We start from the raw sequence: 14,061 nt of genomic DNA on the forward strand, positions 1-14,061 counted from the left end.
AAGAATCGATACACTGTTAATTGAAAGCAAAAATCGCTTCCATCCAGGTCAAATATTCAAGAGTTCTGAATGTTGCCAACTAAAAGCCTTTGCCTCAACATCTCTATTGACCGACTGCATCAAGTATCTGGTAAGGCAGAACATTTTGCCGTTTGGGTTTGGAATGCACCCTATCCTGGTGGGCACGTCCATCATGATTGTATTTTTCCCGAATCTTTAGCACAAACTTGGTTAGTTTGGCAGGATATGTTCTCTCCTTTTAGTTGGTCGCAGTCTGCTAAAATGCCCGCGCACCAGAGAGCGATCGCGCCAACTTTAGTAGTAATACCAGACAGTCCCAGTAAAGCAGGTGCGACTTACAGCGGACATCTGATGCAACAGCTGGGAATTGACCTGTGGAAATGGTTGTTTGATGGGCCAATTCAAAACTGTTTGGAACGTAGTCAGGGAATTGCTATTGGTATTGGGCCAACTCAAGCTTTGCGGTTACGTTTAGAAGTCCGTGACCCAGATTTAATCCTCATGCCTTGGGAAATTATGCAACCCCAAATAGGCAAACAGGCAATTTCTCTAAGTCAACAATTATTATTTAGTCGTACTACCAGCGATGTTGCACCTTTACCCCCGCTAAGAACTGAACAAAGTTTAAATATTCTTTTAGTTTTAGGAGAAGAATCAACAGGACAAAATTCCTCTAGTAGTGGCTGTTTAAAGTTAGAACAGGAAGCTAAGTTACTGGCATCAACTTTAGAAAATAGTGTGTTGAATAATACTAGAGCTTTGGGAACCTTTGTTCCTTGTCAGGTAGACACATTGATTATGCCAACCGCTGCTGAATTAATTTCCACCTTAGAAAATGGCATTTATAATGTGTTGTTTTATGCCGGACATGGCACAGCAGCACCAAATGGTGGTTTGTTGTTTCTGCGTCCTGGTGTGGCAATGAACGGTACAGAACTGGCGCAGGTGTTAACTAGATGCCGAGTCACGTTAGCAGTATTTAATTCTTGTTGGGGGGCGCAATCAGCTAGAGTTGATAATCAAGCAATTGGGCGTAGCAGTTTAGCTGAGGTACTGATTCATCATGGTGTACCTGCTGTGTTGGCAATGCGAGATGCGATCGCCGATCGAGAAGCAATTAGTTTTATTGAAGCTTTTTCCCGTGCTTTAGCAGAACGAAAACCAATTGACCAAGCAGTAGCTATAGCTAGACAGCAGTTATTGACTCTTTATAAGTTTAATCAGCCAGCTTGGACTTTGCCTGTGTTGTACATCCATCCAGAGTTTGATGGTCAACTACTCGAAGTTATCCCCGATATTACTGAATTACCTCCTGATTCGCCCACTTCCGTCGGTCGTCCGCTCCTAAATGCTTATCTCCGTCCAGTTGGTTTTACGGCAAATATCTCTCCTATCAACAGCGGCTTGCTCCGCATTGGACGCGCTCAGAAAAATGACTTGGTAATTGAGGAAAAATGGGTTTCCCAAACTCACGCAGAAATTATTTGTCGCTGTACTAGTTTGAATACTAATAGTGCTCAGCCAAATTACTTTTTACGGGATTTTTCTCGGTTTGGTACTCTAGTTTCCGGGCCTGATGGTATACAGAAAGTCCATCATGAGCAAGTACCCCTCAAATCAGGAATGGAACTAAAATTTGGTAGTTCCAAAGGTCAGGCTTGGGAGTTTGTAATTGGAAGTTAAAGTGGCTATTGGCTTGCCGAGTGGGATATTTTACTCAGGGAAGGGAACTCCTGAACAGGGAATAATTTCTGTTAGCTTGTCCCAGCTTGGATTGGTAGCCCTTAAAGTTAGGAATCAGGAGAAGTTAGTACATGGTAAAAATTCAGTGTATTATTAATGCTTTACCTCTTTTACTTGTTCCGTGATTCCTCAATACAAAGTTGGGCTGAAATCATATCCTAAGCTACTCTCGAAACCAAATTCCTGTTTTATAGTGAAAAAGCAGAAAGTTACGGAACTGGTGGGAGTGCTGATGTAGTCTAACTACGGACAGCGTTAGTTAAAAATAAGACTCAGGAGCTAAAATCATGGCTAGTCAAACTAGGGGTTCAGGATGTTTCCCTTCTTTCTATTCTCAAGCAAAACAAGAGTTATTACAGGTCTTGCTGCAAAATGAGGAAGAGTCAGTTTATTATTGGAATCCTACGGAACAAGATGCTGATTGTTATTTTGCTCAGTTAGAAAAGACATTTCAATTAGATGATTGGATAGAAGAAGTAGAAGAAAAAGCCCAAAGTTTCTATAACCAACTTGACGCAATTTGGGCTATTGATGTTCCCCAGTTAGGGGCAGAAGATATTTTTGCTATTTTGCAACAAAAGTTTGCTTTTCGTGTACCAAGTGCTTGGTTAAAAACTATTTCTCATAAAGCTTGTCAGCTGAAGTTTGGCAAAGAGCGTGCTGATAATCAAATGAATTTGGCAGATCAGTTGGTATGTTGTGTACAAGAATTATTACCTAATTGGCCGGAGGGAGATTTATATTTATTTTCTCGTCCTTTGGCTTTTGCAATGCGGGGAACAGAAACAGCTGTTATTGATTCAATGATTGCCACAATCAGGGAATTACCTTTTTCTGATTTATCTGACGTGGAACAAGCACGCTTAGGATTAGCGATCGCTCGTTATGCTTTAGCAGAATTAGATCACGAATAATTAAATCGAAAGCTTTAGCTATTTACTTTTGTCTGTCACTAAAAAGTAGTGAAAGTTTGCTCCTTACCTTTTATTTATAGATTGCTAAATTTGAGATTTTGCACTGCTAAAACAGATGTCAAATCCTCGACTCACTACTTACAAAAATTAATAAAATTTTGGAGTTAGGAGAGAATGTAAAATCAAACTCTCTCCTAACTCCTTTCTATCTGATGCAATTATTATTGATTAGCTTGGGCACTACGAACAGCTGCAAAGAAGAATAATCCTCCCAATGGCAAACTAATAGCGAGAATAATTCCAGTTGTCAGGTTGCCGAGGTCTGGATTTCCTGAAGACAGCTCAAAGATTGAGCCAACAGCTGCGATCGCAGATACACAAGAAGCCATCAAAAACAGACCACTTTTGGGAGTCATTGTACCCACAACTATTTCTCCTTATGCTATTGGCTTAACAGCTTGAGTGGAAAAGCCGTATTTTTTCAGTTCTTGGTTTAAAGCTAAACCATTTTCCACACGGTCTACAAACAAAACACCATTAAGATGATCCATTTCATGTTGAATGGCGCGTGCTAATAAGCCATTAGCAGAGAGAGTGCGGGGACGACCATGTTCGTCTTTGAAACTAACTTCGATCGCTTCTGGTCGTTTCACATCTAAATAAACTTTAGGAATGCTCAAACAACCTTCCTGAGCCACACAAATCTCCCGACTCGCAGCTTTGATAGTGGGATTAATCAACACCAAAGGTTGATTAGCGGCATTATCAGGTTCACAGTCAATCACGATTAATTGCTTATGAACAGCTACTTGGGGTGCTGCTAAACCAATGCCGTCAGCACTATACATAGTTTGCAGCATTTCCCGCACTAATTGACGAATTTCCGCATCTACTTTAGCGACGCGCTTTGCTGGTTGACGCAAAACGCGATCGCCCAAAGTATGGATTTCCAAAGGCGGTTGATCTAACTTTTTCTTTTCGACTAAAACCTCAGATGTCATGGAAGATAATGGCGAGTAGGACTAAATTCACGCTGTCACTTTTCTTAATTTTATCTTGCCATTCCCAGCTTAGAAGGGAGCAGTAGCAAAGGGGTTAAAAGTGACAGAGTTAGCACCTGTGCCAGTAATAGCATTTTGTCCAGTACCACCTACTACTGGCCCTGTTGGAATACCCCACCAGTTATTTGTCGCATCAAGGGTACCACCAGTAGCACCATTTAAAAGACCAGCTTTCGCGTTACCGATCAAATTGTTTTGGTTGACTTTAACAGTATTGGGAACTACCACTGCCGCACCTGCTGGATCTCCCGCTTGGAATGGTCGAATCACAAATCCATTCACAGAGTTGGTGATCACATTACTGGTAACATTCACAGTACCTAAAGTTAAATTTCCCGCAAAACCGGAATTTCTCAGGCGGATACCACCATTGTTAGGATCTTCGTCACCAGTATTCGGGTTTTGATCTGGCCCCCGGTTAGCGTTTGTGATGTTATTGTTCGAGATCGTACCGTTACCACCCGCGAACTGGATACCATTCTCCCCGACATTACTTACAGAGTTATTAATTATCAAACCTTGTCCCGTAATCGAATCCATCACAATTCCTGGCCCTCTGAGGTTAGCAACCACGTTATCTGTAATTGTCACGTTGTTAATCCGAAATGCCTGGATAGCACTGGTGACACTACCAGCAGCAGTTACCACGTCACGAATTAAGTTGTCTACAATTGTCGCCGAACCAGTATTATTCACAAAATCTACACGGATGACTCCACCGTTAGAAGGCCCTGTTCCCAGAAATTGGTTTTGGCGAATGACAAGATTGCTGTTGCTGGTAAGTCCTTGGATCAAATTCTGAGCATTAGCATTCCCACTAATACTCAATCCTTCAATAGTAACAGGCTGACTAGTAGTAATCGTGAACACTGGTTGACCGACAGCACCATTAACAATACTCTGGGGACCTAAAGAACCACTACCAGGACTAAGACCAGCATTCGACCCACGCACAGTCAAAGGTTTGTTGATCAGGACAGGACCCGGTTCATTGTATATTCCTGGTTGCGCCACAATAATGTCGTTATCGTTAGACGCTGCAACCGCATCAAAAAAAGTGGTGTAAGATCCTGCTTGTAAAGTTCCACTCAAGTTATACCGAACTATCGGGCCTTGACCAGCAGGGGGAGCAACTAACGGGTTAGCTTCCAAAATACTCACAGCCGCACTACTTTGTGAGCCTACAACATAATTGGAGTTTTGCAGTGTGGATACGACAACTGTCTCAGTTGGCTCGATAATGTTATCAGATGAAGCTGTAATTGTAATTAGGTCTGAGACAGTCTGATTTGCGGCAAAGGTGATCGTACCGTTCAAAGTTGGAGTGTAGTCAGTACCAGGAGTAGCTGTACCTGAAACAGTATAATTGACCGCCAAAGGTTGAGTAATATCACCCCCGGTACGTGCAAACTGAAATGTACCCGCAGGAGTACTACCCTCTTTAGTTGTAGGTTGAGGTGCAGTGACGAAAACCACGGGTTTATTTGTAGTTTGCACAGCATCTAATATTGTCACTGTGGCACTTTGAGGCGTTCCTGATACAAAGCCAGCACCTTTAGCATTTAAGGTAACTGTAACTGTTTCAGGTGTTTCAGTTACACTATCTGCCAGCGGAACAATGGGAATAGTTACTTTATCGGAACCTTTCGGAACAATGACTACACCGCTTAAACCTTCAAAGTCAACACCTGGAGTAGCTTGCCCACTGACGGTGTAAGTAATTGGTAAATCGCTATCAGCTTCACAGGGAAGAAAGATGGTAAATTCGCCGTTGTTTTGCAGAATGCCATTAGGTGTGGTTATTGGTTCAACTGCTATAGGATCGGTAGCTACAATAATTGCTCTAGCTGGGCCAAACGTACCATCACTATTAATGAACGAGGTGCCGTCTATACTGTTCAAGCTGACATTCTTGAGGACTGCTAAAAACTCACCTGCACCATTACCTTTAAAAGTATTGGAAATTGAAACAATTGTGTTGCCTGCGTTTGCACCAGTGCCTTGTGCTAGAACTATATCGTCGAAACTTAGCCCACCTGTGAGGGAAATTTTATCTATACATTCATCCCAGTCAGTAATAACATCGGCATCTGCTATGGTAAGACCACCTGTGGTTTTAGCCGTTGCGTCACCAGTTAAACCAACGACAAAGATATCTTGAGTACCTGGATCGCCACTATTCCCAGTGAGGGTATCTGCGCCTATGTCACCGTAAATAGTATCAGAACCTTTGTCACCAAATAGGGAGTCATTGCCTTTCCCTCCCCTCACTATGTCATTACCTTGACCACCATAAACGGTATCGTTGTCTTCATTGCCATTGAGAGTGTCGTTGTCTTCATTACCGTTGAGGAAATCTGCCCCTACGCCACCAAACAAACTATCATTGCCGAAGTTGCCAAAGATTGTATCGTTGCCTTTGTCACCGTAAAGTATGTCGTCGTCTTCGCCACCAAAAATTGTGTCATTACCTTGACCACCAAAAATGGTGTCTCTGTCTTGATTACCGTTGAGAAAGTCGTCATCTTCACCGCCTAAAATGCTATCACGGCCTAAGTTACCGAAGATGGTGTCTTTCCCTTTGTCGCCAGATAGGAAGTCGTTGTCTTTGCCACCAAAAATGCTGTCATTGCCTTGACCACCATAAACGGTATCGTTGCCATCATTCCCACTGAGGAAATCATCTCCCTCGTTACCGTTGATGTAGTCATCGTCCTCACCACCATAGAGGGAGTCGTTCCCTAAGTTACCAAAGATGGTGTCAAGTCCTGTGTCTCCAACTAACAGGTCATTACCTTGACCACCGTATAGTAAATCGTTGCCGTCACTACCAAAGATAGTGTCGTTGTCTTCATTGCCGTTAATGAGATCATTACCTGCGTTGCCATCGAGGTAATCAAATCCAGCACCACCAAAAATTGTATCGTTATCTAAGTCACCGAAGACAGAATCATTTCCTAAGTCTCCAAATAGTAGATCGTTGCCTTTACCTCCGTTTACTTGGTCATTATTTGCGCCACCATATACGGTGTCGTTGTCTTGGTTGCCGTTGAGTAGATCTTTCCCTTGGTTGCCGTTAATCAGGTCGTTGCCTAACCCACCAGAGATGATATCTTGACCCTCATTACCAAAGAGGGTGTCTTCGGCTTCTAAACCTAGTTCGGTGTCATTACCTGCTAACCCAAGTATCAGGTCAGCATCTTTTGTACCTACTAGAAAGTCGTTACCTGGAGTACCGATGATAGTTGCCATTGTCTATATCTCCTCACTACCTAATCCATATAATCTAACGATTTAGGTCTAAAAAGAGTCATTATTCGCATTTATTTCAACAAAGATACTTTTGTGTGTCAGCTTTATTGGTTTAAGAGTAATGACTGATGCACTTTTTTTTAGCTTCTGTACTACTGGAGGTTGCCAGAACTCTGGGAGTTTTGGTGATAAATGTAAACTATACGAGCTTTTCACTGGCGCTTACTCCAGTTAATCTTTGGTTGAACTATTATGGCAAGTTGATTGTCACTATTTGTGATATCCAAAGTTTAACTCTACCTTTATCAATAGCAAGCTAATTTTGCTACATTCTTTTACTGATAAAACTAACATATTCAATAGAGGTTTTATGGTTTTAATGGAGCGGTGGTGTAAATAAAAGCACAGATTTTACTATGCTTTTTTTGTCTGATGCTACCCAGGTACAATGTTCACCCTGGTTATAGATGCTTTAGCCAACATTAGGGATGCAGAGTTGACCGATCGCGTAGCGTACTAAATAGGTGATAAGCCTATCTAATTTAGGATGAAAGTCAATTAATATTTTAAGCAAACTATACCTGATTTTGCCAAGTGTTTAATTACAAAAATTAGTATATTTTTTGAGAGCTTCTGCTGGAAAGAAGACACTAATACAAGATATGACTTCCAACTCTAGCCAAAAGTTACTTGATATGATATAAATATAAAGTTTTATATTAAAGCAATATCATTGTTTAACAATATGAAGTCTCAGTGGGAATGTTTATTAGAAAATTTGGGAGAATGGCAAGGTTCTTTTACTCGGTTTTCGCCAACGATCGAATTAGTGGGCGATGCTCCGACAATAGTTTCTTTAGAAGGCTTAAATAATAATCAGACTATTCGCCAAAAAATTGTGAGATTTTTACCTACTGGGGAAGTATCAGAAACGGTTTTAGAATATAGTTCTTTGGGACGTGGTGTTTTATTTTTTGAAAATGGGGCTTTTTCTCAGGGATCGATGCAAATCGGGCCTTTTTCGGAGTTTGGGGCGGAGTTGGGATTGATCGCTGGCGATACGCCTAACAGCACGCTACGCGATCGCCGTTTGCGCTTAGTACAATTGTTTAATAAAAATAGTGAGTTAGAACAAATTACTTTGATTCGGGAGATTTTAGCTGGTACTCAACCGAGAGAAATTCCTGATTTAACAGTTGAACAATTGTTGGGAGAATGGGTAGGTGAAGCTGTAACAATATATCCTGATTGGCGATCGCCTGATACCTATCCCACTCACTTAAAAATTAATCTTAATGAATCAGGGGAATTGTTGCAACAGTTATGTTTTGCTAATCGCACTATTGAATCAGTTGCGAAAATTCAAGGTTCAATTCTCTATTTTGAACAAGGCACCCAAAAAGTACAAGTTTTATTGTTACCTAATGGCGCTTCTTCTACTTGCCCAACTAAAATTAAATTTGGGCAAAGCTTTTTTTTAGAAGTGGGTTGGTTACATTCTCCAGAAGAAAGACAAAGATTAATTCGTAGTTATAATGAAAAAGGGGAATGGGTGAGTTTGACTTTGGTAAAAGAAAGAAAGTTATAATTAGATCCCTGACTTCTTGAAGAAGTCGGGGGTCTCGGTAAGGTAAGATTTTAACAGAAAGAACCGCGATATTTTAGAGCTTTTTTGAGTAAGATTTGATACTCTTTATCTGTAACTATGAATGCACCAAAACGTTCTAAGTGGGGATTGTTCATTTGAGCATCAAAAAAGACAAATTTACGCGATCGCAAATGTTCTACTAATTTTACCATTGCCACTTTTGATCCTTCAGGAATCCGGTAAAACATTGACTCGCCAATAAATGCACCACCAATGACTATTCCTAAAATTCCCCCAGCTAATTGATCCCCTTGCCAAGTTTCAAAACTATAAGCCCAACCAGCGTGGTAAAGTGCTTGATAAATCTGCTTTAATTCGGGAGAAATCCAAGTAGTTTCTCGGTTAGCACAACCTTCTACTACAGCATTAAAATCTCGATTGATGGCAACTTGAAACCGTTCTTGATTAATCACCCGACGAAGAGATTTGGGATAACAAAAGCGATCGTCAAGTGGGATTAAAGCACGTTTATGGCTAGAGTACCAGTTTAAAATACCAGTTTCATCTGCCATTAAAAAGAAACCTTGGGCATATCCCTCTATAATTCCTTTAATTTCAACTTGCATGGATTAGTTAGTAGCTCAAGTTGCTAGTTATGAGTTTATCCGTTTTTAATTCCCTAAATTTCCCTGATAAACTGTCACGCATCTAAATTATTTATTGAGACAGCTAATCCTTCAGGAGTTACAATCATAACCAGAAATCATCCAAGCAATTGTAGTACGGAGTTCAGCTACAGTTGGCAACGCATTGTACCAAATTTTGTTTTTTAATATACTTTGCGTCCGGTTTCATGCCCTCCTGAAAAAGGTAAGGTTCTCACCCTCCCACACTATATTCCGATCGAAAATGGCAGAACTAATTCCATCAATTACACTTCCATCCGCACAAAACCCTCAACAAGAGGCAGAATGGTTACGCATAAATTTACAGAGATGGCTCGATCGAGAATTTATCCCAGAAGCAGTTAATCAGCAAATTGCTCATCGCGCCGCGCAAATTTATGCGCGACAACGCATGGAAGGGGAAAACGACTTAGGATCTCTGGTAATTGCCATTGTCACAGAGATGCAGGCGTTTGACTTTTCTCAAAGTTTTTATAGTGAGTTTGCGATCGCCAACGCTGTCAGTGACATACTTTTAGACAGTTTAGGGATCGATCGCTGTTGTGGACAATGATAATGATAGTTTTGAGTTGTAGGGGCGGGTTTGGCAAATAGCTCTTTATTCATAGCAAAAGAATTAACAACAAAACCCGCCCTTACAGAATTTTGAGTTAATAATTGACTCAACACTCATAACTCAACACTTGTCATTATCTACCAGCTAGACTTAACAACCCCAGGTAATAAACCTTGGTGCGCCCATTCCCGGAGTACGTGGCGAGACAAACCAAAATCACGATAATATCCTCTGGGGCGGCCAGTCACCCAGCAACGATTCCGCAACCGAGTAGGAGCACTATTGCGAGGTAATTGTTGAATTTGACGATGAATTGCCAACCTTTCTTGTTGAGTAGCCGCACTAGCAAACTGGTCTAATAAATTTTCCCGCTTTTCCGCGTACTTTTCCACTAACTTTTGGCGCTTTTTCTCGCGCTCAATCATGCTCTTTTTAGCCATGAAAAACTTTTGTTCCTTGTAGAACCATTAAGACAGCATTTTTTATCATAACTTTTTTGGGCAATTTTTTAACAGGGAGTAGGGAAAGTTTTGAGTTAGGAAGAAAGTTTCAAGTTTACAAGCGTGCCTGCCCGCTCTGGTATCTACGCATTTCGCCATCAATCTGAGGGTATTCTCTATATAGGGAAAGCTGTTAATATCAGGCAAAGGTTACGAGGTGGGCATAAAGCTTTAGCTTGGGCATTTATCGATCGCCTCAACCCAAATGATGTAAGAATAGTTGCAACGGTATTAACCTATCAGCTGTGGTTGCAAGCCCTGGAAATAGAAGTCCTAATGATTCAGACTGTTAAACCACGCTATAACATTCGTATCAGGCAAGAGGAATAAAGCATAATGGAAACTGCAACCGAACACCTATCACCAGTTGCTGCAAATGCTTTTCTTGATGCACTTCCCAATAAAATTAAGCAGGCGTTGATTGCATACTCAGCAGAAATTGAATATCCGGTAGAAGCGGTGTTAGAAATGGCAATATCTGGTTTTCTCGATCCAGATTCAGTTAGTTTTGTAGATTGTAAACCGCTATCAGGAATGGATATTGAGAGGAAAGCAAGCCAAACTCTTGTGTCATAGCGAAAGCATCCCCCTACTCTCTAAATTTGCGGAAGGACATAAGTCAGCTAAGACACAGGCGTTACAGTCGGGTTTCCTAGCGGTACAAATAGCGCGACCGTGATAGATTAGGCGAATTGACCAGTTTTCCCAATCAGGTTGGGGTAAAAGGCTCATTAAATCTTGTTCGATACGAATTGGGTCTTGATGTTCAGTTAAACCTAATCTGTTACTCAGGCGTTTAACATGAGTATCTACTGTTACGCCGTGAAAAATGCCGTAAGCGTGGGCTGAAACTACGTTAGCAGTTTTTCGGGCTACTCCGGGTAATTCCAGCAATTGTTCCATCCGTTTTGGCACTTGACCATGATATTTTTCCACAATCATGCGACAAGCGCCTTGGATATTCTTAGCTTTGTTGCGGTAAAAGCCTGTGGAACGTACCAAAGATTCTAACTCGGTGCGGTCGGCTTTGGCGATCGCTTCCGCATCAGGAAAACGGCGAAACAATTCCGGCGTTACCTGATTGACTCGCTCATCAGTACATTGCGCGGAGAGAATCGTTGCCACCAGCAATTGTACCGGAGTTTCATAATTAAGCGTGCAAGTAGCGTCGGGATAAAGTCGCTTTAAACGAATCAAAATCTCCAACGCTCTTTGCTGCTTGTTAGCTAATTTACGAGTAATGCTCACTGAAGTAACTTTTGTACCCACTCAAGTTGGGTTGTATCTCGGACAATCAAAAAGATTCCTAGTCCTAAGAGTAACATTAGCCCAGTTTGCATGACACCATCTTGAATATGAGTTGGTAAAGGTTTACCACGCAACCCTTCAATTAGTAAAAAAGCCAACTGCCCACCATCTAAAGCTGGTAACGGCAAAATGTTAATGATTGCCAAGTTAATACTAACCAAAGCGGCAAACAAAAATAGTCTACTGATATCAGATTCTGCCAACTTTGCCCCGGCTTCAACAATTTTCACAGGCCCAGCTACTTGAGCTGCTGTTTCCTTAAAGTTGGTAATTAACTGATAAAAACCTTTCACTGTTCCAACAAAGATTTGTTGGAATTGATCGGCTGCGAGGCTAAAGATTTCCAGGATATTATTAGGACGACGATAAATTGGGCTGCCATTAGGAACTAACTGAACGCCTACTCGCCCTTTACCATCGGCTCCTGCTTCTGGTGTTACTTCCAGAGAGCCTGTTACCCCATTCCGTTCTACAGTGATTTGAATTGGTTTATTGGCAGAGTTTTGAATTGCTGTTTTCAGTAATTCTGGAGCTTCTTTAACAGCACCGAGTTCTTTACCGTTAACTGAAAGAATCACATCTCCAGCTTTAATACCTGCAACTGCGGCGGGTGAATTTTCGGAGATAATTTGCGGAACAAGTACTCCGGGTTGATAGTTAATTCCTTTAGGAACACCAACAATTCCAAACTGAATTACTAACACTAAATAAGCAAAGATTAGGTTAGCAATTACTCCGGCGCTAATCACAATCGCTCGGTCTAAAATGGGACGATTGCGGAGTAAATTCGGGTCATCAAGGGGATATTTACAATCTGGATCGTCGTCAGGAAAACCGACAAATCCACCTAAGGGAAAAGCACGAACGGCGTACTCGGTTTCTGGGCCTTGGTATTTCCAAAGTATCGGGCCAAAACCAAGGGAAAAACGATTGGCATGGATGCCTTGAAGACGAGCCGCCATGAAATGGCCTAGCTCATGTACCACAATTAGGATAGCTAAGACTGCGATCGCTGCCAAAACTGACATAGATAATTTATGCTGCTAAATCTACACATTTCTTCATTCTACGTTGCTGTTTCGTAGAGTACCTCTCGCCCCAGATAAGGTTGCAACACTTCAGGTATTTTTACTGTCCCATCTGGTTGTTGGTAATTCTCCAACACTGCTGCCATTGTCCTACCTACAGCTAACCCGGAACCGTTCAGGGTGTGAACAAACTGAGTCCCTTTTTTCCCAGCTTCCTTAAAGCGAATGCTACCCCGTCGGGCTTGAAAATCTCTAAAGTTGGAACAACTGGAAATTTCCCGGTATTTATTGGCAGAAGGTAGCCACACCTCTAAGTCGTAGCACCTTGCAGCCCCGAAACCCAAATCTCCGGTACAAAGTTCAATTACTCGGTAAGGTAGCTTGAGGGCTTGGAGAATTGCCTCTGCGTCGCGCACGAGTGCTTGATGTTCTTCTTCGGACTTATCGGGATGTACGAATTTAACTAATTCGACTTTGTTGAATTGATGCAGGCGAATTAATCCTTTGGTATCTCTGCCGTAAGCGCCAGCTTCCCGACGAAAACAAGGGGTGTAGGCGCAGTGACGAATTGGTAATTGAGATGCTTCGAGAATTTCGTCACGGTAAAGGTTGGTGACAGGTACTTCTGCTGTGGGGATTAGCCAAAGGTCGTCATCTTGACATTTAAAACTTTCGTCGGCAAATTTGGGCAGTTGACTTGTGGCGGTGAGAGATTGGCTGTTAACTAATAATGGGGGAAGAACTTCGATGTAACCTGCTGCGGTTTGTTTGTCGAGCATAAAGCTGATTAATGCTCGTTCTAGGGCGGCTCCTGCTCCTTTAAGCATGATAAACCGACTTTGGGCAACTTTGACAGCGCGATCGCTATTCAAAATCCCCAACTTTTCCCCTATTTCCCAATGCGGTAACACCGAATGTTGAATTTTATATTCTTCTCCCCAACGCCGCACTTCTGGATTGTCATCCTCGTTTTTCCCAATGGGTGTAGTTTCGCTGGGTAAATTGGGCAGTGCTAACAGTAAAGTTTCTAGTTGGGATTTTAGTTCCTTTTCCCTTGGCTCTAGTTCGCCAATTTCGGTTTTAACTTTGTTGCCCTCTTCCCGCAATTCTAAAATTTCAGAGCCCTTGGGGTCGCTACCTTGTTTAATTTTGGCAGGAATTATTTTAGCAATTTCGTTGCTACGCGCTTGCAGTCGGCTGCGTTCTTGCTCTAATTGTCTTTGCTGTTGGTCTAATTCTAATATCGGTTGAATGTCATATTGACCAGCACCACGCAGATTTAAGCGATCTTGGACGTATTGTGGATTTTCCCGGATTTGCTTGAGGTCTAGCACAGATTTCTACTCTTTGGAGCCAATAAACCAGCATACCATTGGGGATTGGGGTTTGGGGACTGGGAAGAAG

At 41.9% G+C, this 14,061-nt stretch carries 15 protein-coding genes; 7 read left to right on the forward strand and 8 right to left on the reverse strand.

Features of this window, described 5'->3' with window-relative positions; all coding sequences use genetic code 11:
* The first annotated feature begins 69 nt into the window (after positions 1–69).
* Positions 70–1,704 (forward strand): CHAT domain-containing protein, encoded by a 1,635-nt coding sequence (locus tag IQ264_RS09975; protein ID WP_193980621.1) that lies wholly within the window; start codon positions 70–72, stop codon positions 1,702–1,704.
* Positions 1,705–2,051: 347 nt separating this feature from the next.
* Positions 2,052–2,678 carry a hypothetical protein gene (locus IQ264_RS09980; protein WP_193980622.1) on the forward strand — a complete coding sequence of 209 codons (627 nt, stop codon included), beginning with the start codon at positions 2,052–2,054 and terminating at the stop codon, positions 2,676–2,678.
* Between the two features lie 221 nt (positions 2,679–2,899).
* Here IQ264_RS09980 and IQ264_RS09985 read toward each other — a convergent pair whose 3' ends face one another.
* The 3 genes from IQ264_RS09985 to IQ264_RS09995 form a co-directional block, all read right to left on the reverse strand.
* A complete protein-coding gene (locus tag IQ264_RS09985) occupies positions 2,900–3,094 on the reverse strand; it encodes a hypothetical protein (protein ID WP_193980640.1) in 195 nt (64 codons plus the stop codon).
* 21 nt (positions 3,095–3,115) lie between these two features.
* On the reverse strand, positions 3,116–3,679 hold the full coding sequence (def, locus tag IQ264_RS09990) for a peptide deformylase (protein ID WP_193980623.1): 564 nt from the start codon (positions 3,677–3,679) through the stop codon (positions 3,116–3,118).
* Between the two features lie 69 nt (positions 3,680–3,748).
* Complete coding sequence (locus IQ264_RS09995) at positions 3,749–6,991, reverse strand: Calx-beta domain-containing protein (RefSeq protein WP_193980624.1); 3,243 nt, start codon at positions 6,989–6,991, stop codon at positions 3,749–3,751.
* Between the two features lie 128 nt (positions 6,992–7,119).
* On the opposite strand from IQ264_RS09995, the gene IQ264_RS10000 reads away from it, so the two are divergent.
* On the forward strand, positions 7,120–7,311 hold the full coding sequence (locus IQ264_RS10000; RefSeq protein WP_193980625.1) for a hypothetical protein: 192 nt from the start codon (positions 7,120–7,122) through the stop codon (positions 7,309–7,311).
* A gap of 425 nt (positions 7,312–7,736) precedes the next feature.
* Positions 7,737–8,579 carry a DUF3598 family protein gene (locus IQ264_RS10005; protein WP_193980626.1) on the forward strand — a complete coding sequence of 281 codons (843 nt, stop codon included), beginning with the start codon at positions 7,737–7,739 and terminating at the stop codon, positions 8,577–8,579.
* Positions 8,580–8,629: 50 nt separating this feature from the next.
* Here IQ264_RS10005 and aat read toward each other — a convergent pair whose 3' ends face one another.
* On the reverse strand, positions 8,630–9,205 hold the full coding sequence (aat, locus tag IQ264_RS10010; RefSeq protein WP_193980627.1) for a leucyl/phenylalanyl-tRNA--protein transferase: 576 nt from the start codon (positions 9,203–9,205) through the stop codon (positions 8,630–8,632).
* Between the two features lie 283 nt (positions 9,206–9,488).
* Between aat and IQ264_RS10015 the strand changes: the two genes are divergently transcribed.
* Positions 9,489–9,818 (forward strand): hypothetical protein, encoded by a 330-nt coding sequence (locus IQ264_RS10015; protein WP_193980628.1) that lies wholly within the window; start codon positions 9,489–9,491, stop codon positions 9,816–9,818.
* A gap of 140 nt (positions 9,819–9,958) precedes the next feature.
* Here the strand turns inward: IQ264_RS10015 and rpsN are convergent, their stop codons facing one another.
* On the reverse strand, positions 9,959–10,261 hold the full coding sequence (rpsN, locus tag IQ264_RS10020; RefSeq protein ID WP_193980629.1) for a 30S ribosomal protein S14: 303 nt from the start codon (positions 10,259–10,261) through the stop codon (positions 9,959–9,961).
* 123 nt (positions 10,262–10,384) lie between these two features.
* On the opposite strand from rpsN, the gene IQ264_RS10025 reads away from it, so the two are divergent.
* On the forward strand, positions 10,385–10,651 hold the full coding sequence (locus IQ264_RS10025) for a GIY-YIG nuclease family protein (RefSeq protein ID WP_193980630.1): 267 nt from the start codon (positions 10,385–10,387) through the stop codon (positions 10,649–10,651).
* Positions 10,652–10,657: 6 nt separating this feature from the next.
* Positions 10,658–10,897, forward strand: coding sequence for a hypothetical protein (locus tag IQ264_RS10030; protein WP_193980631.1), 240 nt, complete (start codon positions 10,658–10,660; stop codon positions 10,895–10,897).
* Here the strand turns inward: IQ264_RS10030 and nth are convergent.
* The 3 genes from nth to serS are packed head-to-tail and all read right to left on the reverse strand — an operon-like array spanning position 10,892 to position 13,991.
* The gene (nth, locus tag IQ264_RS10035; RefSeq protein WP_193980632.1) at positions 10,892–11,569 is read right to left on the reverse strand and encodes an endonuclease III; all 678 of its coding nucleotides are present in this window, start codon (positions 11,567–11,569) and stop codon (positions 10,892–10,894) included. The genes IQ264_RS10030 and nth overlap by 6 nt on opposite strands.
* Positions 11,566–12,657 carry an RIP metalloprotease RseP gene (rseP, locus tag IQ264_RS10040; protein WP_193980633.1) on the reverse strand — a complete coding sequence of 364 codons (1,092 nt, stop codon included), beginning with the start codon at positions 12,655–12,657 and terminating at the stop codon, positions 11,566–11,568. The genes nth and rseP overlap by 4 nt, the downstream gene beginning before the upstream one ends.
* A gap of 38 nt (positions 12,658–12,695) precedes the next feature.
* Complete coding sequence (gene serS / locus IQ264_RS10045) at positions 12,696–13,991, reverse strand: serine--tRNA ligase (RefSeq protein ID WP_193980634.1); 1,296 nt, start codon at positions 13,989–13,991, stop codon at positions 12,696–12,698.
* Positions 13,992–14,061 lie beyond the last annotated feature (70 nt).

It is taken from the genome of [Phormidium] sp. LEGE 05292 (genome assembly GCF_015207735.1).
GTDB lineage: Bacteria > Cyanobacteriota > Cyanobacteriia > Cyanobacteriales > Aerosakkonemataceae > Floridanema.